The following is an 18,688-nucleotide window of genomic DNA, read 5'->3' on the forward strand; positions in this document are numbered from 1 at the left end:
GCGATGCGCCGCGCGGGCGGCGCTCGATCTTGAGGACGCTGGAAAAGCATCGCCATGCACACCGCGAAGCGCCGCGCGGGCGGCGCTCGATCTTGAGGACGCTGGAAGAGCATCGCCATGCACACCGCGAAGCGCCGCGCGGACGGCGCTCGATCCTGAGGACGCTGGAAGAGCATCGCCATGCACACCGCGATGCACCGCGGACGGGGCGCTCAATCTTGCCCCCCTCACTCCCCCCGCAACACAACCTCGGCACACAACCCACCCTCCTGCCGATTGCTCAGGCGCAATTCCCCACCCAGGCTCGCCGCCAGTTGCGCGGCGATGGCCAGGCCCAGGCCGGTGCCGCCGGTATCGCGGTTGCGCGAGCTTTCCAGGCGGAAGAACGGCTTGAGCACCTCGCCCAGCGCCGCCTCGGGAATCCCCGGACCCTTGTCCAGCACCTGGATCGACAAGCGCCCGGCGGACACGCCCTGCACACGCAGCCGCGCCTCGCCGCCGAACTTCAGCGCGTTGTCGACCAGGTTGGTCAACAGGCGGCGCAACGCCTGGGGCCGGCTGACGATCACCCCACCGGCCGGCGCGTCCAGGGCGACCGGCTTGCCGGTGTCGAGGTAGTCGAACACCAGGCTTTCGAGAAACGCATCGAGACGGATCCGGCTGGCCGGCTCCGTCGAGGGCTCGGTACTGCGGGCATAGGCCACGCCCTCCTTGACCAGGTGCTGGATCTCGTCGAGGTCGCTGCACAGCTTGTCCTTTTCCGCACAGTCCTCCATGAACTCGACCCGCAGCTTCATCCGCGTGATCGGCGTCTGCAGGTCGTGGGAGATGGCGGCGAGCAGTTGCACCCGCTCCTTCACATAGGCGGCGATGCGCTCCTGCATGGCGTTGAACGCAGCGGCCGCCCTGGCGACCTCGGTCGGGCCGCGTTCCTCCAGCGCTTGTGCCGGGCGGCTGAGGTCGAGGTTGTCGACCGCGCTGGCCAGGTGGGTCAGCGGGCGCATGGCGGTGCGCACGGCAAGCCAGGTGCAGGCCAGCAGCAACGCCAGTTGCCCCAGCAACAGCAACGGCAGCCAGGGCGACAAGGGCATGATCGACGGACGTACATCGAGGGTCAGCGGCTGGCCGTCGGCGAAGCGCAGGTGCGCCTGGTAATGCGCGCGGCTGTCGGGGATATCGCGGAACGTCAGGTCATAGTGCGCGCCGAGGGTGGCCCTGATCGACTTCACCGAGACCGGCTCATCCTGCATCGCCACGCCCGCTTCGCCCTGATCCAGGCGATAGCTGTAGTTGGGCCGCTGCAGGCGCGCCAGCCAGGCCGGCCGTTCCGCCGCCGGCAGCCGCTCGAGAATCGCCACCGAGGTGTCGATGTCCTGCTCGAAGTTGCTCAGCATCAGGGTTTTCGCGCTGCTGTAGCGCTCGAAGGTCTGCAGGCCGAAGGACAGGCCGTGGGCGAGCACCAGGCTGGCAAGGAAGATCAGCGACAGCCGCGAGGCCAGGCTGCGCGGCCAGCGACTCATGACGTGCCCTCGATCAGGCGCACGGCGAAGCTGAACACATAGCCTTCGTTGCGCACCGTCTTGATGTAGGCCGGCTGCCGCGCGTCGTCCAGCAGGCGCTGGCGCAGGCGGCTGACCATCAGGTCGATGGAGCGGTCGAACAGATCGGCCTCGCGGCCCTGGGTCAGGTTGAGCAACTGGTCGCGGCTGAGCACCCGTTGCGGATGGTCGAGAAACACCCGCAGCAGACGGTACTCGGCGCCGCTCAGGGCCACTACCGTGTCGTGGTCGTCGAGCAGATGGCGCGCCGTGGTATCCAGGCGCCAGTTGCCGAAGCCCAACAGCCGCGCCTGCTCGCTGACCACCAGGTTCGGCGGCAGCATGCGCGTGCGACGCAGCACCGCATTGATCCGCGCCAGCAGTTCGCGGGCCGAGAACGGCTTGACCAGGTAGTCGTCGGCGCCCATTTCCAGGCCGACGATGCGGTCGGTTTCGTCATCCCGCGCGGTGAGCATCAACACCGGGGTATGCCGGTGCTTGCCGGCGCGCAGCTCGCGACAGAGCACCAGGCCATCGTCGCCGGGGAGCATGATGTCGAGGACGATCAGATCGACCTGACCGGCGTCGAGAAAGGCGCGCATCTGCCGGCCGTCGGCGGCCAGGGTGGTGCGCAGGCCATTCTTCTTCAGGTAGTTGCCCACCAGCTCGCGGATTTCCCGGTCGTCGTCGACGATCAGCACATGGTCAGCGTTGGCATCCATCGCAGTGGCCTTTTAGCGGGGAGAAGGTGGGTGGAGTCTATCGAGCCGGGAATCGTCTGACAGCCCGGTTTGTAGGGTTATGTATCAGAACCGTACCGGTATACCTGAAGCGACAGTAAAGACCGGCTGCGAAACACGCGGGACACCTGCCCAGGGCGAAATGCCTCACAGCCGCGGACCGACCGGTCGGCGGCGCCCCCTTCTCGCCAGTGGAGTACGCCATGCTGATCATCGCCTTCCTCGGCGGTCTGTTGACCGTCCTCAGTCCCTGCATCCTGCCCATCGTGCCGTTCGTCTTCGCCCGTGCCGGACGCAGCCGCACCTCCCTGGTGCTGACCCTCGGCGGCCTGGTGCTGACCTTCGCCGCAGTGTCGAGCCTGGCGGTGGTGGGCAGCGACTGGGTGGTCAAGGCCAACATCGGCGGGCGCTACTTCGCCCTGGCGGTGATGCTGCTGTTCGCCCTGTCGCTGCTGGCACCGCGCCTCGGCACCTGGCTGGCCCGGCCTTTCGTCGCCCTGGGCAACCGCCTCGCCCCCAACGCCACGGCGTCCGGGCCGCTCGCCGCGCTGCTGATCGGCGTCGCCACCGGCCTGTTGTGGGCCCCCTGCGCCGGGCCGATCCTCGGCCTGATCCTCAGTGGCGCCCTGCTCGCCGGACCGAACGCGCAGACCAGCCTGCTGTTGCTGGCCTACGGCCTGGGCAGCGCGGTGTCGCTGGGTACCCTGATCATTGCCGGCAAGGGCTTGAGCAACCGTCTGCGCCTGTCCCTGCCGGTGGTCGAGTGGCTGCGGCGCGCTAGCGGCGTGCTGGTGCTGCTGGCCGCGGTCGGCATCGCTTCCGGTGGCACCCGCGAGCTGCTGGCGGGCACCTCGTCGCAACTGTCCAACCGCCTGGAACAGCAGGTGCTGAAATCGGTGTCGGCGGTCATCGATCGCCTGGTCGCCAAGGCCCAGGCCGCCAGCGAACCGGACCTCACGCCCAAGGGCGGCATGCCGTCGCTGGGCGGCGCGGTGCAGTGGCTGAACTCGCCGCCGCTGAGCCGCGAAGACCTGCGCGGCAAGGTGGTGCTGGTGGATTTCTGGACCTTCGACTGCATCAACTGCCAGCACACCCTGCCCTACGTCAAGCAGTGGGCCGAACGCTACGGCAAGGACGGCCTGGTGGTGATCGGCGTGCACACCCCGGAATACCCCTTCGAGCGGGTGCCGGCCAATGTGCGCAAGCAGGTCGAGCGCCTGGGCATCACCTACCCGGTGGCGATCGACAACGACTATGCGATCTGGCGCAACTTCGCCAACCAGTACTGGCCCGCCCACTACCTGATCGATGCCGACGGCCAGGTGCGCTACAGCCACTTCGGTGAAGGCGCCTATGCCATCCAGGAAAACGTCATCCGCAAACTGCTGGCCGAAGCCAAGGCCGCCCGTTGAATTCCCCGCGTTCGTCAAGGAGCAAGAGCATGCACAACCTTACTGCCGTCATCGCCGCCACTGTCCTGCAACTGGGGCTTCTGGCGGGTGCCCAGGCCGCTGAAAGCGCGGCACCCCAGATCGCGCCGATCACCGTCGGCAGCCACACCGGCTTCGCGCCGCTGAAACACGTCAAGGCCGGCGTGCTCGACGTGGCCTACGCCGAAGTCGGCCCGGCCGATGGCCCGGTGGTGATCCTGCTGCACGGCTGGCCCTACGACATCCACAGCTACAGCGATGTCGCCCCGGCCCTCGCCGAACAGGGCTACCGGGTGCTGATCCCCTATGCCCGCGGCTACGGCGAAACCCGCTTCCTCTCGGCCAGGACCCTGCGCAACGGCCAGCCGGCGGCGCTGGCCGAGGACCTGGTGGCCTTCATGGATGCCCTGGGCATCGAACGAGCCGTGCTCGGCGGCTACGACTGGGGCGCGCGCACCGCGGACATCGTCGCCGCGCTGTGGCCGCAGCGGGTCAAGGGCCTGGTGGCGGTCAGCGGCTACCTGATCGGCAGCCAGGAACTGGGGCGCAAACCGTTGTCGCCGGCGGCGGAACTGCAGTGGTGGTACCAGTTCTACTTCGCCACCGAACGCGGGCGCGAGGGCTATGCGCAGAACACCCATGACTTCGCCCGGCTGATCTGGAAGACCGCCTCGCCACAGTGGAATTTCGACGACGCCACCTACGAGCGCAGCGCCGCCGCGCTGACCAACCCCGATCATGTGGCGGTGTCGGTGTACAACTACCGCTGGCGGCTGGGGCTGGAGAAAGGTGAGCAGCGCTATGACGCGATCGAGAAGAAGCTGGCAGCGTTCCCGTCGATCCCGGTGCCGACCATCGCCCTCGAAGGCGATGCCAACGGCGCCCCGCATCCGCCCGCCGAGGCGTATGCCAAGCGCTATACCGGCAAGTACCAGTACCGTCTGATCGAGGGTGGCGTGGGGCACAACCTGCCGCAGGAAGCACCGCGGGCGTTTGCCCAGGCGATCGTGGATGTGGATCGGTTCTGACCCTGGTTCTTTCTCTGAAGTCCGATAACACGGGCGGCCCGCGCGTCAGCCATTGAAAAAACTCCGCCCGTCGCTGCGCAACAACTCGACCATCGCCTCCACCGCGGGCGGCAGGTAGCCCTCCGCCCTGATCATCACGGCGACCGTCCGGCTCATCGTCGTTTCGGCCAGCGGCACCTCGCGAAGGCGCGACATGCCCTGGCCGTGCTCCAGCGTCTCGCGGGCGAGAAAACTCAACAGCCGGGTCCGCGCGATCAGCCGCGGCAACAGGGAAATGGAATTGGTCTCGATCTGCGCCACCGGCGCCGGCAACTGCCGGGACAGGAAGGCGTTGTCGATCCAGCGCCGCGCGGTCACCGTCGGCGAGGCCAGGACCCAGCGATAGGCACACAGGTCCCTGAGCTGAACCGGCCTGGAAAACACCGGGTGATCTTCGCTGGCCACCACCACCGCCTCGTCCTGCACGACCGGGTAGGTGAGGAAACGCGGATCGTCGACGATCAGCGGACAGATGATCGCGTCCAGACGCCCGGCACGCAGGGACTCACGCAGGACATCGTCCTGGGCGATGGACAGGCTCAGGGTCAGCTCCGGTGCGCGCGCCAGCAGGGCTTCCACCAGTTGCGGCAGGAGGTGCTCGGCCATGCTCGCGGCGCAGCCCAGGCGGATGTTGCCGATCAGCCCGCTGGCGAAATCGCGGACCTCGCGCTCGGTCTCGCTGATGCTCAGGCGCAACTGCTTGCCGCGCGCCAGCAGCAGCTCGCCGACATCGGTGAGTTTGATGCGCCGGCCATCACGCTGGAACAGGCGCGTACCCAGGGATTCCTCCAGGCGCTGGATGCTCTTGCTCAGGGCCGGCTGGCTGCGATTGAGCTTTTCCGCGGCGCGGCCGAGGTGGCCGATTTCGGCGATGGTTTCGAAGTAGGTCAGGTCACGCAGGTCCATGATTCATGAATTTCAGTTATCGATTCATCGAAAGTAGAAAATAGACCTGATGGATTGCGCCGTCGATAATTTCCTCGCCTGCTGCCTTTCGCGGTGTCGCAGCGCCGCTCTGATCGGGAGATATCGCCCTTGCCCTCCGCCCTTCCGTGGTTCCGTTCCCCGTCCGTGCAATGGCTGGCACTGATTGCCAGCGCCGGTGCCGGCGGCCAGTTGTTGCATACCTTCGAAGTGCCCGCCGGCCTGTTTCTCGGGCCGATGCTGGTGGCCATCGTCTTCGCCGCGAATGGCGCGAGCATCCGCCTGCACCGGCAGGCCTTTCGCTTCGGCCAGGGCTGTGTCGGCCTGCTGGTCGCCCACTCGATCAGCTGGTCGGTGCTCGCCGCGCTGGCGCAGTCCTGGCAACTGATGCTGTTCGCCACCCTGCTGACCGTGCTGCTCAGTGCCCTGGTCGGCCTCGCCACCGTGCGCTACGGCGGCATTCCCGGCAGCACCGCCGCCTGGGGCACCGCGCCCGGCGCGGCCTCGGCCATGGTGGCGATGTCCGAGGAAAACGGTGCCGACGCCCGGGTGGTCGCGACCATGCAATACGTGCGGGTGGTGTGCGTGGTGATGCTCGGTTCGCTGGTCAGTCATCTGCTGGGGGCCAGCACCGGTGGCGAGATCGCCGTCGGCGCGCCGGCGCCCGAAGAGAGCGCGTCGATGCTGAATCTCGCGCTCGGCCTGGGGGTGGTTCTGTTCGGGGTCGTCGCTGGCGCGAAGGTACCCGCCGGTGCCTTGCTCCTGCCGCTGTTGCTCGGCGGCTGCCTGCAGTTGTCCGGGCTGCTTCGCATCACCCTGCCCGAATGGCTGCTGGCCGGGGCCTATGGCGCCATCGGCGTCTACATCGGCCTGCGCTTCGACCGCGATACGCTGGCCTACGTGTGGAAGCGCCTGCCGACCATGATCGCCGGCGCCGTGGGGCTGATCGCCCTCTGCGCCGCCTGCGCCTGGCCGCTGGCGCGCCTGAGCGGCAGCGACTTCCTGTCCATGTACCTGGCCACCAGCCCCGGAGGGCTGGATGCCATGGCGATCATCGCGGTGGAAACCGACTCGGATGTCGGCCTAGTGCTGGCCATGCAGACTTTGCGCCTGTTCGGCGTGATCCTGACCGGGGCGTTCTGTGCACGGCAGATCATCCGCCTGACCCAGCACTAGGAGGGGACGAGAATCGGCTCATTTGTGGGAGCGGATTTATCCGCGAATGGGCGCGAAGCGGCCACAGAATCCGTGTCCGCGGTGCATCAGGGAAACCCGGGCAGCACGCTCAACTGCGCCGCTGCCAGGCAAAACTCAGGATCTCGCCAGCCGCAGCGTTGCGCTGCAGGTGATCGACGATCACCACCTCCAGCTCGTCCATCTCCTGCGCCGGCCCCCAGGCCTCGACCCACAACCCCGCCTCCACCACCTTGAGCAGGCAACCACTGCCGCCGAAGTCGATGCGACTCTGGCCGTCTTCCTGCTCGACCTGGAACTTGTGCGCCCAGTGTCGCGACAGACGGTTGATCAGGCGCTGGGGTTGCGCGGTGGGGGTGGTGGCCTGGCTGTAGAGCATGACGGCGTTCCTCGAGGGGTGATTAAAGTTAATACATTAACGATATAGCTGACGGTGCCATGCCACAACCCCGGCGTTCGCTCCCTGACCAACGCACTCGCGCCTACCCGGCGAACTGCTCGCGCAGGTAGCCGAGTCCGGCGTCATAGATACCCTGGACGATTTCCGCCGCCTGCCCGTCGGAAACCCCCTGCGCCGCGAACGAACCACTCCAGACCACCCGGCAGCGCCCATCGCCACTGTCCTCGACGCGAACCACCGACTCATAGCCGCTCACCGGCAACGGCGAGTCGAGAATGCAGTAGCGATAACGCCGCTCGCTGCTCGAGTAGTCCAGCAGCCGCTCCTTGATGGTCCCGCCACCGTCCAGCGCCAGCAGGCGCTCGGCGCCCACTTCGTTGTTGTCGCCCGCAGTCAGCTGGCTGCCCGTCACCGCCGGATGCCAGACCTGCAGGCCGTTGAAGTTGCCGACGATCTGCCAGACCAGGTCCGCGCTGGCCTTCAGCGTGACTTCTCCCTGTGCCGAGTTCATGTATCCGTCTCCTGTGGTCATTATTCGAAGCTGCGAGTCTTACAGGCCGGCGGCACCCGTCCCATTCTTCCGACGGACGATACCCACGGCTCGCATCGGTACTTTGGAAGCAATCCCCGCCTTCATTGATGAAGATCACTACGCACGCAAAGCAAATAACCAAAAGTAAGGTTCAAATAACTAAAAAACATAACAGTAATCAAACGGACCTGATTCTTGACAATGAACACTACCGTGCAAGCCCTCTGCCGAGCCGTCGCCGCTGTCGCGCTGGCGACCCTGCTATCTCCCGCCCTGGCCAGCGACAACGCCAGCCTCCCGCAGATCATCGACGACCTTCCCGCCGACTATGCCGCCGACCTCGACAACGCCACCCGGGCCCAGGTGGAGCGCGGTCGCTACGTCGCCCGCCTCGGCGATTGCGTGGCCTGTCACACCGGCGCCGACCGCGGCAAGCCGATGGCGGGCGGCCTGGCGCTGGAGACGCCATTCGGCGTGCTCTACTCGACCAACATCACCCCGGACCGGGAAACCGGCATCGGCCGCTACTCCTTCGAACAGTTCGACCGCGCGATGCGCAAGGGCGTGACGGCGGATGGGCAGAATCTCTACCCGGCGATGCCCTACCCCTCCTACGCGCGGATCAGCGCCGAGGACATGCAGGCGCTGTATGCCTACCTGATGCACGGGGTCAACCCGGTGCGCCAGGAGAACCGCGCCCTGGCCATGGGCTTCCCGTTCAACCAGCGCTGGGGCCTGACCCTGTGGAACTGGCTGTTCCTCGACGACCAGGCATTCAGCGCCGACCCCACGCAGAGCGCGCAATGGAATCGCGGCGCCTATATCGTCCAGGGCCTCGGCCATTGCGGCGCCTGCCATACGCCACGGGGCATCGGCTTTCAGGAGAAGACCCTGTCCGAAGCCGGCGAGCACGGCAGCTACTTCCTCGCCGGCGAAACCGTGGAAGGCTGGCGCGCCCTGAGCCTACGCAACCTGTGGAGCCCGGAGCAGACCGCCGAGCTGCTCAAGACCGGACGCAACGCCCATGGCACGGTGTCCGGCAACATGGTCGACGTGGTCCAGCACAGCACCCAGTACATGGACGACAGCGACCTGCACGCGGTGGGCCTGTACCTGAAGTCGCTGCCCAGCTCCGAGCACGACAAACCGATGCAGGTCGCCCAGGGTCCCGCGCCGCTGATCAACCTGCGTTCCACCACCCCGAGCAACCTGCTGGCCTCGCGCGGCGGCCTCGGCTACCAGCAATTCTGCGCCGACTGCCACCGCGCCGATGGTGCCGGGGTCAAGGGCGTGTTCCCGCCGCTGGCCGGCAACCCGGTGCTGATCTCGGAAGACCCGTCGACCCTGGTGCACATCACCCTGACCGGCTGGCGCTCGGCGCGTACCGTGGACAACGCGCGGGCGCTGAGCATGCCGTCGTTCGCCCGCCTGAGCGACCAGGAGATCGCCGAGATTCTCAACTTCACCCGTGACAGCTGGGGCCGCCCGGCGGCCAGGGCGATCCAGGCGAGCACCGTCGCCGAGATGCGCAAGCGCCTCGACGTCAGGAGCCTCGACCAGCGTCCCTTCGAGACCCCGCGCCTGGCCGACCTGCTCAAGGAGCCCAACGCCGGCCAGCTGATCCTCGGCGCCCGGCTGAACACCAACACCCACGAACTGCTGCCGGCCAACGTCGGCAATGCCCTCAACTGCGCCAGTTGCCATCTCAACGCCGGCACCGTGGCGGACGGTTCGCCCTATGTCGGCGTGTCGGCGTTCTTCCCCAGCTACGCGCCGCGCGCCGGGCGGGTGATCTCCCTGGAGGACCGCATCAACGGCTGCTTCCTGCGCTCGATGAACGGCAAGCCGCTGGGCCTGAAATCGGTGGAGATGAAGGCGATGGTGGCCTACTTCGACTGGATGAAGCGCGAGACCACCGCGCAGGACAAGGTCGAAGGCCGCGGCGTCGGCAAGATCGACCCGAGCATCGTGCCGAACCCGGAGAACGGCAAGAAGCTCTATGCCGTGCAGTGCGCCCTGTGCCACGGCAACGACGGCGAAGGCATCCGCAACGCGGCGGGCAAGTGGGTGTATCCGCCGCTGTGGGGCGATGACTCGTTCAATATCGGTGCCGGCATGGCGCGGACCTACACCGCGGCGGCGTTCGTCAAGAAGAACATGCCGATCGCCTTCCACGAAGGCTTCCCCCTCGGCCAGGGTGGCCTGAGCGACCAGGAAGCGGTGGATGTGGCCGAATACTTCAGCCATATGCCGCGCCCGGACTTCGCCGGGAAAGTGAAGGATTGGCCGAAGGATAAGAAGCCGGTGGATGCGCGGTATTGAGCTGGAGTGATGTTTAGGTCGAGCACCGTGCATGCGGCGCTTTACTAATGAGGTACTAAATCGAGCCATATCCTTGCATGCCGTTTTACCGAACAGTCATGCTGTCACATCTGATCCAGGCTTTGATCGGTTTGGCGTTAGCTGAGTAAGTGATATTGCACCAACCGACCGAGGTTTCAGTGACGGTTACCTCATCATCCTCTATCAGATAGGCAGAAGTCATACTGTGCAGATCGGAAAACGGCCTGTCCTTGTAGAGGAAGGTTTTTTCTTTAAGCGTGCCTTTGACTGTAAGCCCCGAGTTCACCAGCTTGAAGAGCGGTGACTCTATTACCTGTTCTATTGACGACCTGGTTTTATAAGGAAAAACATGCCTCAGTTCATCAGTCCCATCAAAATGATAGTCACCACTCCCGCCAAAAAAATCCGAAATCAAATCATCACGCACTAGCTGACCCGCTTTCAACTCGAAGGCATTTACATCATATAGCCTTGAAGCCGACACCCATCGACCAGGCGTATCATTGCTATGAATCACAAACAACCGAAGTTCGCCCTGTTTGTTAACTGGAAACAGGAAGGCATCATGAAGGATCTCTTCCGTGTAGACCTTGGAGAATTCTCGAACCCTGGTGACGGCTCCAGAAGCAGAGGACATGTACAAAACTATCCCATCCACAGACTGCAGCCCGTCACTCTCAGTATCAAGAGAAGACCTCTCATAGATGAAGCAAATCGTCATCTGCCCCCATACGACAGGCTTATAAGCCTGGTCGTTCTGCTGATAGCCACAATGAGTGGTATCTGCACTCTCGATGGTGCTGGCAATAGGCAGATTCACACCTCCAAGCAAACATACAAAAGCGACCAAAACCCTCCCTAGTATCACTTTAGACACCCACCTTCCCAGATTTATTCATCACAACCCCCACTCCCTGGCCAACTTGGAAAATATTTCAACCCGCGGACCGGAGAACGATTGGCGCAGATCATTCAGCGGGAGATGCCGCATCATTGAACCCTGACGTCAGTCCGCCAAGCCAATTGGGGCAGCTTTCCAGAATTACCCCTGGGACAATTCACATGTCAGCTTGTCAGGCTTGCCGTCACTGAATAACACCTTGCATATCTTGATCTCAAACTCTTCTTTCCCTACTGGAATGACAGCCAACTCAAAGAACAATTGGTTATCTATGAATTCACCGCGCCTGAACTCAACTTGCGAAAAGTCGTTGATCAGGCTGCTCCCGTCAATGGAGCAGATTTCTTTGCGAAAGCTGTAACGCCCCTTCCCGCCGGGAATTTCAAGCTGAACAAGAACGCAGGGTCTTCCCATCGGCACAATATATTTCACAAACTCGTCACCAGCATCCCCCAAATCCACCATCAAGACATCTGTGCAATCTACAGTTCTAGCGTTTGCCGGTAAAAAAATGCAGAAATAGCAAAACCAGACCTAGACTTGCCTTCAGAAGCACCTTGGGCAACATACTTTCAGTTACCGTCGTTCTTTTTAGAAACCTCATACTTGACCTCAGTAATAATCGTCTATGTATAGTGAACGACGAACATCACCCATCGACTTTCCATCTTCGCACTTGAAATGGTGTGCTCGCCCATTGATAAAAACCACCTCACATAGTTTTATCTCTTCCCCCATCGGTATACGAGGTGTCACACTCACTTCAAAGTAAAGTTTACCCCCATGAAACTCCCCGTTATTGAATCCAACATCCGCAAAATCTCTGGACAGGCTTTTACCTTCCAACCAGCACAATCCATCTTGATAAACAGGACTCCCATCGACCCTGCTTCGCAAGGTTTGAACAAACACACACGAACTGCTCGAGTGAAGAACATATCTTCTTATTTTCCCTGCAGCCTCTCCAGTTCCAGCCATATAAATCCGCTGACAATCCAGATCATCTGCAACGAGTTGAGTACAGTAGAAAAACATGACTACAAAAAAACCTTCCTCATTATTCCTAGTAGTGCCTCCGCCTTTGGAAACGATCCTTTGGCACCTAATTAATGATCATACTCTCACATTTCACCCAAGCCTTGACCGGCCTGGCTCCCGCGGAGTAGGTAACATTACACCACCCTGCCAAGGCGTCGATAACACTGACCTTGTCGCCTTTTATCAAATAAGACGAAGTAATACTGTTCCAGTCCGCGCTAGGGATTTTCTCGTAGAGATATGTTTTATCCTGAACAGTTCCAATGACCTCGCCAGAGGATGTCGCGAGCCTGAAGAGCGCAGAATTTACAGAACTTTCAATTTCTTTTCGGCTTCTATAAGGAAAAACATACGCCAAACCATCATGAGAGAAATCACCACCCATTCCGAAAAATTCTGACAGACCTTCATCGCGACTTAGCCCCTCCCCGTTCAACTGAAATACAGCAACTTGATACAGCGCAGAAAACCAACGATTAGGGTTAGGATCGCGATAGATTACGAAAAGCCTATCTTCTGCAGCAGGAGCAATCGACAACAGAAATACGTCCTGAATAGTCCCTGAATTAGCCACCCCTGAAAAGTAGTGAACTTTTGCAGATGGCCCAAATGAAGATTTCGTATGCAGTGCAATGACATCGGGGAAATGTAAACCATCACGCCGCACCTCCTCATAATCAAAGCATACGAGCGTATCCCCCCACTTGACAGGCTGGAAAGCACGATCGACAGGAACTCCATCGCAATGCTCGTCGTCCTCGGCAAATCTCAGATCTCTTGCAACCGCATATATTCCCGAGTCAAAATTAGAAGCACCCGCCGATAAGGAGGCAAATGAAAAAAATAAAAGCCCCAGCAGAAAGCGCTTCACCTTAACACCTCCCCGCCCCACAACCTTGTAAAATTTCCCTTCACTGAGAGTAGTTAGGCGCGTCCAAATTTATGACCCTAGTAACATCTCACCGAAAAATCGCTCACTATTTACTTCGCTCAGTAATACCCCTCACGACCTTGCGAACATTTAAGCGAACCTATTTGATCATCCATCAACTTTATACTGCAGTGTAAAACATCCTCGATTACCGCTTGGAGCGGTATGAGAGTCAAATCTGCCTGAAGCCCGCCGGGGGAAAATTTGACATTCGAAAAACTGGCATACGTGAAATCAGAAATCAGGCTTCTTCCATCAAGCGCACATATGCTTTTTTTTCGAATTGGACTCCAGTTGTTTTCAGGATCAAGAATCTCGATGTACAAGCAAGGGTCATCAAGGCTGCTCATATTTCGAGCCACCATGTTTTCTATCCTCTGTGTTTCAGCCCTTGACATTACCGCATAGTCAAAATCCTCCGCCCAAGAAATTGAAGAAGCAAGCGCTAGAGCGAAAAATACTGCACGATTCTCTCTCATTTAATTTTCTCCGCGTAACGTGCACGTTCCGAAAATCGATTACGAGGAACATTTGGCCAATTTTTTTCGTCTTGAATAGTCAAGCGGAACCCTTCTAAGTCGTTATTTATGAAAGGCTTCTGCAAAAACTTCCTTGATTCGGTTCCGTAGTCACCACGAAAACGCAGGTCTACCATAATGTCCCTGATTTTTGGATGGATGCCACTCCAAAATAGCTTGCCGTATTTTTTTGACGTATCGGACTTCTCGGAAACCCTGACAACATCATCTTTCATGACTTGATAAACATTTATGAACAGGTGGTACTGCTGTTTTCTTGTAATTTTTAACCCTGCTATCTGATGAGACGCACTATTAAAATACGCACGCGCTTTCTCTCCTTTGAGCCCCTTCGACTTCAATAGCCAAGACAGTAGAGGTTCCTTTATTCCTGCATTCTTCAAGTCCTCCTCTGGATTGGGGCATTGGCCCAGGTCATATCCTCTCCCAATCGTTACACCAGATGCGCCTCCCGGCCAATGAACGGTACGACTGAAATACCTAGAGAACTCAATATCGTTACCTTCGACATCAAATGTAAGTTGCCCAAACGGCACTTTCAGCCAGCACAAGTCGTTATCGTCAACGATGAACTGCCCAACCAAACCCAGCGGGTGGAGAAAATAGGCCTTCCACGTCGGCAAGTTGAGCGGCTCCATCAAGTCCTCCCACCAACTCAACTCCTTGATCCGCTCCTTCTCCGCTACCCAGTTCAGAATCGGCGCCGACGTGGTATGCCCAAAGATCTGATCCAGCGCATCCCACTTCTCCTGGCGGTAATACCACTCGCTTTCACACTCCAGCACGATCCTCGACAACGATTGGGCATAAGCAGGGATATTCAGGCCGGTGCGAATTTCCTTGGGGCTGATCTTTCCATCGGGCTCGCCATCGCGGTCCAGGATGGCGTGAAGACGACCTTGCAGGTCGCCCTGATCCCACTCATCGGCGATCGGCCGCAGGCGATCGAGGTCTTCCTTGCTCACGTCCTCGCGCAGGGACATACCATAGGCCCGGCCCTTGGTCGGCGAGTCGCTGTTGCTGATCACCTCGTATCCGCCCCAGTGCCAGGGGCTGACCCACTCGGTTTCACCGATGATTTCCGCGACCCAGCCATCGACGATGGTGCCGTCCTTGTCGTTGAGCAGGCCTTCGAGGTAGTACCAGTTGCGCTTCTTCCCTCCCCCCGGTTGGGGCTGGTGGATCTTGTTGGCCGCAGGCAGGTTGTCGATCAGGTTTTTCGGTATCAACACGTCGGCGTCGATGACGTGGTGCGGTTCGACGAAGGCGGGAAAGCGTCTGCCGTGCTCGGGCTTACGAATGATGGCGAGAGAACCCTTGGTGACCTTCAGCCAGGTTCGCTCCGTGACGGGCAAGCGATCGGCCCAGGCTCGGCTGGCGTCGAGGAACTTGGGGAAATACGTGGTGCAGAAAACTTCAAGGTGCAGCCTGTTCTGCGGTTGGGTTTCGTCGCTGTTCTGGTAGGGGCCGATATGCCCGATCAATTCGCCAGCCTTGATCGGTATCGGCTTCTCAGGGACGAAAACCTGGTCGCGCAGGGCCGGTACGTATTCGCTGCGCAGTGCCGAGATGGGGACGTACTGCTCGATGCGCTCCAGCTTGACCATGTCACCCGAGCCGCTGACTTCCACCAGCGTGTTTCTGGGCAATTTGTCCAATACGGCACTGCGCGGATCAGACTCGGCGCGCACGTTCAGGTCATCGGCGTTGACCAGAAACATGTCGCCTACACGCATCCCCAGATACTTCACCGCGACGTAGCCACGCAACATACCGTCCGCATTCAGCAAGTGCTCGGGGCCCAGGCTGTTTTCCAGCAGGCGATAGTCACCTTCGCCGGAAATGGCAACTTGCGTACCGCCGACCAGATAGCCGAGGGTCTTTGGCTCCAGCCTGCGGTTGACTACCCGCACACCATGCTCGCCCGAACGAATGAGATCCGGTGCCTCCTTCCCTTCCTTGACCCACTTGGCCTCGCTCTCCACCCAGAACGCCGGTCGCTCCAGCGTGCGGTCCTCATACGCCGCCCAGTCCTGCAGGTGCATGTACAGGCTGTAGAACGTCAGCGATGGAGGGGTCTCAGCACAGCCTTCGATAGCGGGGGCCTGGATACGATGGCGTACCAGCACGAAGCCCGAAGCGCCTGGGGCATCGATGGTGACACCGGGGCCAGGAAAATAGCGGGTGGTCGGTGTTTGGGTCGGGATGCGATAGGCAACCACCTCGCCATCCGCCAGGCACGCCACTTTCGACTGGTCCAGGGCCCCCGCAGTGCCGTCGTCGAAATGCACACCGCCATGCCAGGCACCGCTGATGCCCACGGGGTAGTAGCCATCGGCAGCTTTTGCCAGGTGCGTCAGTTGCTGCAGCGGGTTGGAGCGGTCGCCGAACGGATGGCTCCAGTTGCGGGTCAGCAGCTCGGGCTCGGGTTGTGGCTCGGGCTTGAGCGGGCTAGGGACTTCGGTCAGTACAGGCCGTGGCGGCGGGGGTGGGGTGGGTGTTTCTTCGACGCTGTTTTTGCCGAACAGGAACTCGGACAGGCGAGTGAACATGGTCAGTCCTTTCTATAGGGGATGGGTCAGCCGGAGTGCCTGCCGGTGTGGTAGGTCTTCTTCTCGTACGCCGTCAGCACCGGCAACTCAGGCAGTTCCTCGCGCTGTTTCGCCTTGCCGCTGAAGTCCACGTAGGGCGCCTTGACGTTGTAATCGCCCTCGGTTCCGGCCTCGATGCGGCAGGGGTCGAGGATCAGGTAGCTGCCACCGGCATTGAGGGTGATCCGCTTGTCCGCGCGGATATGGATCTCATCCTCGGTACTGGTGATCTCCAACCCCTGTCGCGCCATGATCCCCAAGGTGTCGTTCTGCGCCTGGATCTGCACCGGGCCCTGGTTGGCGACCAGCTTGATGCCCAGCCTGCGCACGAACAGGCTCACCCCCTGCCCCACGCCGATGAACAGGCGCTTGATCACGCTGATGTCCGCTCCGCCGCCAGCGTTGAGCATCAGGTTGTCCTGCGCCGCCAACTGCAGGTGCTTGCCGCTGGTCACGGCCACCCCCTGCGGGGCGCTGAGCAGGAGGACCGAAGATTTCAACTGCTCCAGGTCCTGCCGGAGCAGGTTCAACTGCGCCTGCACATCCGCCGGCTCGGCCTGGCAGGTCTGGGCGTCAGCGGAGAGTTGCTGGAGCTGGTCACCGGCCTGTTGCAACCGGTCAACCGCAGCAGCCATGTCCAGCACCTGGCCCTGCGCTCCGGGTTGGGCATCGGCGCTGATGAACAAGCCCTTGCCTGCGCGCAATGCGCCCCAGTGATCGGTGCGCAGCTCGAAGCCCTCGCCGCGCTTTCTGCGCTCGCTGTCCACCAGATGGCCAAGGTTCAGCTGGGTCTTGCCACCGAACTCGGTGCTGAGCTTGACGTGTTCCTGCCCGCGTTCATCCTCCATGCGCAGTTTGTTGTTGGCCGGGGTCCGCAGCACGTTGCGCCGGTTGTTGCGGTTGGCCACGTGATCGGGGTGTTGGCTGTCGTGCAGGGCATGAGCGATGTAGGGCCGATCCGGATCCCCCTGCTCGAACGCCACCGCCACTTCCGTGCCCTGCACCAGCGGCAGGTGCAAGCCATAAGTGGCACCGGCGTAGGGTCGGGCCAAACGCAGCCAGACACTTTCCTTGCCGGCATCCCATTCGTCCCGGTCGAACAGAAACCTGACCCGATAGCGCCCCTCGTCATCGATATGGCTGTAGAGATCGTCGTCGTTCTGGCTGGTGATGCGTGCCGGCAGCGTGCCGCTGATGCTCGGCTTGGGCTTGAGCTGCGGTCGGAAGCAGATGTATTCGTCGTAAGGAATTCCGCTGAACTCGACCGTATGCAGCTTGTTGCGCGCGCCCCTGACGTCGATGGTGTGGACCAGCACCCGGTTGGCGAAATCCTGCGGCGCATTTCCGGTTACCCGTAGTACCTGCCCCGGCATCAGGGTCGGACTGCAGGTGGTGCCACTCAACAGGACGCGCTGGTTGAGGCTGCGTTCCTGGCTCAGCCGCGCGAAGAAATGCCCGCTCTCCGTTTCCGCACCGTAGCCATGCATCGTCTGCGTGCCCATTTCCGTGTAGGGCATGGCGTACTCGTAGGTTTCGCCATAACGGATCTCCGGAAGCGAAAAACCAGGCGGCCGGCTGACTTCGCCCTGCAGCCGCAGATTGGCCTGGCGCGGATCGTAAGTGCGGAAGAACACTTCCTTCTCCACCACCTGGTGCTGCGTGCGCAGCTGCCACACCGCGTCGGCATCGCTGCTGGACAGCCCGCTGGGGGTCAGGCAAGGCAGCTCGACACCGAAATCCAGGTGGCACTGCCAGTCATGAAAGCGCACCTGGTCGACCTTCAGTTCCGAGACGAAGACGATGCGGTACCAGATGCCGACCTCCGCCAGCAGCCGCTCGATGAACGCCAGGTCGCTCTCGCCGTACTGCATCACCTGCCGACGCCGCGGGTACTCGCGCTTGAGGTCGAACCGGAAGGCGCTGTTCACGAAGAAGCCATGGTCCTCGAGGATCTGCCGGACGATCTGCGGCACCGACTGATGCTGGAAGATCCGATAGCGCTTGCCTCGGGCCAGGCGCACAAGGCGCGGCTCCAGGGTGATCTCGTAGTGCCCCTCGTCCACCGAGCCGCCGATGCGCCGAAAGCCGGTGATCAGGCCGAACAGCTCGCGCAGCGGCTCGTGGATTTCGTTCTTGATCCGCCAGGCAAACACCTTCGGCGGCTTGCCGTAGATGGCGAAACGCGCAGTGCGGTTGAGGATGCTGGGCATGTCCAGGTCCAGCGGCGAGTTCTTGCGCTCGTTGCGCGCGAGGAACTGCTCCTGGGTCATGCTGACGACGCCGTTGAACACCTCCCGCGGCTCGCCGCAGGTGAAGCGGATGGTGTAGCGGACTCCTGGCCCTCGAAGGCGTAGACGTCGAGGAACTTGTCGTCCAGGTCGCGGACGCGCAGGTCGTAGGGATTGCGGTGCTTGGGCGGTGGGTAACGGCTGACGATTTTTCCCATGGGCTGTCCTGCTGAAAGCTTCCGAAGAAACATCCAGCAATGAACTTCAGCCCTTGAAACCGCGATTTTTATTG

The 18,688-nt window shown here is 61.4% G+C and carries 17 protein-coding genes; 4 read left to right on the forward strand and 13 right to left on the reverse strand.

The window, feature by feature from the left end:
* Positions 1-227: 227 nt before the first annotated feature.
* The gene (locus RTI28_RS25125) at positions 228-1,520 is read right to left on the reverse strand and encodes a sensor histidine kinase (RefSeq protein WP_316922980.1); all 1,293 of its coding nucleotides are present in this window, start codon (positions 1,518-1,520) and stop codon (positions 228-230) included.
* Entirely contained in the window at positions 1,517-2,260 is a 744-nt protein-coding gene (locus RTI28_RS25130) for a response regulator (RefSeq protein ID WP_316922981.1), read from the reverse strand. Before RTI28_RS25130 ends, RTI28_RS25125 begins: the two co-directional genes overlap by 4 nt.
* Positions 2,261-2,481: 221 nt before the next feature.
* On the opposite strand from RTI28_RS25130, the gene RTI28_RS25135 reads away from it, so the two are divergent.
* Together RTI28_RS25135 and RTI28_RS25140 are read left to right on the forward strand one after the other, a co-directional pair.
* Complete coding sequence (locus tag RTI28_RS25135) at positions 2,482-3,690, forward strand: cytochrome c biogenesis protein DipZ (RefSeq protein WP_316922982.1); 1,209 nt, start codon at positions 2,482-2,484, stop codon at positions 3,688-3,690.
* A gap of 29 nt (positions 3,691-3,719) precedes the next feature.
* Positions 3,720-4,736 carry an alpha/beta hydrolase gene (locus RTI28_RS25140; protein WP_316922983.1) on the forward strand — a complete coding sequence of 339 codons (1,017 nt, stop codon included), beginning with the start codon at positions 3,720-3,722 and terminating at the stop codon, positions 4,734-4,736.
* A gap of 45 nt (positions 4,737-4,781) precedes the next feature.
* Here the strand turns inward: RTI28_RS25140 and RTI28_RS25145 are convergent, their stop codons facing one another.
* Positions 4,782-5,681, reverse strand: coding sequence for a LysR family transcriptional regulator (locus RTI28_RS25145; protein WP_316922984.1), 900 nt, complete (start codon positions 5,679-5,681; stop codon positions 4,782-4,784).
* 129 nt (positions 5,682-5,810) lie between these two features.
* On the opposite strand from RTI28_RS25145, the gene RTI28_RS25150 reads away from it, so the two are divergent.
* Positions 5,811-6,875 carry an AbrB family transcriptional regulator gene (locus tag RTI28_RS25150; RefSeq protein WP_316922985.1) on the forward strand — a complete coding sequence of 355 codons (1,065 nt, stop codon included), beginning with the start codon at positions 5,811-5,813 and terminating at the stop codon, positions 6,873-6,875.
* Positions 6,876-6,984: 109 nt separating this feature from the next.
* On the opposite strand, the gene RTI28_RS25155 is transcribed toward RTI28_RS25150, so the two are convergent.
* Entirely contained in the window at positions 6,985-7,272 is a 288-nt protein-coding gene (locus RTI28_RS25155; protein WP_316922986.1) for a DUF2218 domain-containing protein, read from the reverse strand.
* 103 nt (positions 7,273-7,375) lie between these two features.
* Complete coding sequence (locus RTI28_RS25160; protein WP_316922987.1) at positions 7,376-7,804, reverse strand: SRPBCC family protein; 429 nt, start codon at positions 7,802-7,804, stop codon at positions 7,376-7,378.
* A gap of 222 nt (positions 7,805-8,026) precedes the next feature.
* Here RTI28_RS25160 and RTI28_RS25165 point away from each other — a divergent pair, with 222 nt between their 5' ends.
* Complete coding sequence (locus RTI28_RS25165) at positions 8,027-10,147, forward strand: c-type cytochrome (RefSeq protein WP_316923049.1); 2,121 nt, start codon at positions 8,027-8,029, stop codon at positions 10,145-10,147.
* Positions 10,148-10,232: 85 nt separating this feature from the next.
* On the opposite strand, the gene RTI28_RS25170 is transcribed toward RTI28_RS25165, so the two are convergent.
* The 8 genes from RTI28_RS25170 to RTI28_RS25205 all read right to left on the reverse strand — a co-directional run bounded on the left by RTI28_RS25170 (position 10,233) and on the right by RTI28_RS25205 (position 18,614).
* Positions 10,233-11,045, reverse strand: coding sequence for a hypothetical protein (locus tag RTI28_RS25170; protein WP_316922988.1), 813 nt, complete (start codon positions 11,043-11,045; stop codon positions 10,233-10,235).
* Between the two features lie 165 nt (positions 11,046-11,210).
* A complete protein-coding gene (locus RTI28_RS25175; protein WP_316922989.1) occupies positions 11,211-11,534 on the reverse strand; it encodes a hypothetical protein in 324 nt (107 codons plus the stop codon).
* A gap of 147 nt (positions 11,535-11,681) precedes the next feature.
* The gene (locus RTI28_RS25180) at positions 11,682-12,104 is read right to left on the reverse strand and encodes a hypothetical protein (protein WP_316922990.1); all 423 of its coding nucleotides are present in this window, start codon (positions 12,102-12,104) and stop codon (positions 11,682-11,684) included.
* Between the two features lie 67 nt (positions 12,105-12,171).
* Positions 12,172-12,978, reverse strand: a complete 807-nt coding sequence (locus tag RTI28_RS25185) for a hypothetical protein (protein ID WP_316922991.1) — start codon at positions 12,976-12,978, stop codon at positions 12,172-12,174.
* A 119-nt stretch (positions 12,979-13,097) separates the two neighbouring features.
* Entirely contained in the window at positions 13,098-13,517 is a 420-nt protein-coding gene (locus tag RTI28_RS25190) for a hypothetical protein (protein ID WP_316922992.1), read from the reverse strand.
* Positions 13,514-16,129, reverse strand: a complete 2,616-nt coding sequence (locus tag RTI28_RS25195) for a hypothetical protein (protein ID WP_316922993.1) — start codon at positions 16,127-16,129, stop codon at positions 13,514-13,516. Before RTI28_RS25195 ends, RTI28_RS25190 begins: the two co-directional genes overlap by 4 nt.
* A 26-nt stretch (positions 16,130-16,155) precedes the next feature.
* Positions 16,156-18,438: a type VI secretion system tip protein VgrG gene (locus RTI28_RS25200; RefSeq protein ID WP_316922994.1), complete on the reverse strand. Its 2,283-nt coding sequence runs from the start codon at positions 18,436-18,438 to the stop codon at positions 16,156-16,158.
* Positions 18,435-18,614: a hypothetical protein gene (locus RTI28_RS25205; protein ID WP_316922995.1), complete on the reverse strand. Its 180-nt coding sequence runs from the start codon at positions 18,612-18,614 to the stop codon at positions 18,435-18,437. Before RTI28_RS25205 ends, RTI28_RS25200 begins: the two co-directional genes overlap by 4 nt.
* Positions 18,615-18,688: the final 74 nt, after the last annotated feature.

The organism is Pseudomonas sp. zfem002 (assembly GCF_032621685.1).
Classification (GTDB): domain Bacteria; phylum Pseudomonadota; class Gammaproteobacteria; order Pseudomonadales; family Pseudomonadaceae; genus Aquipseudomonas; species Aquipseudomonas japonica.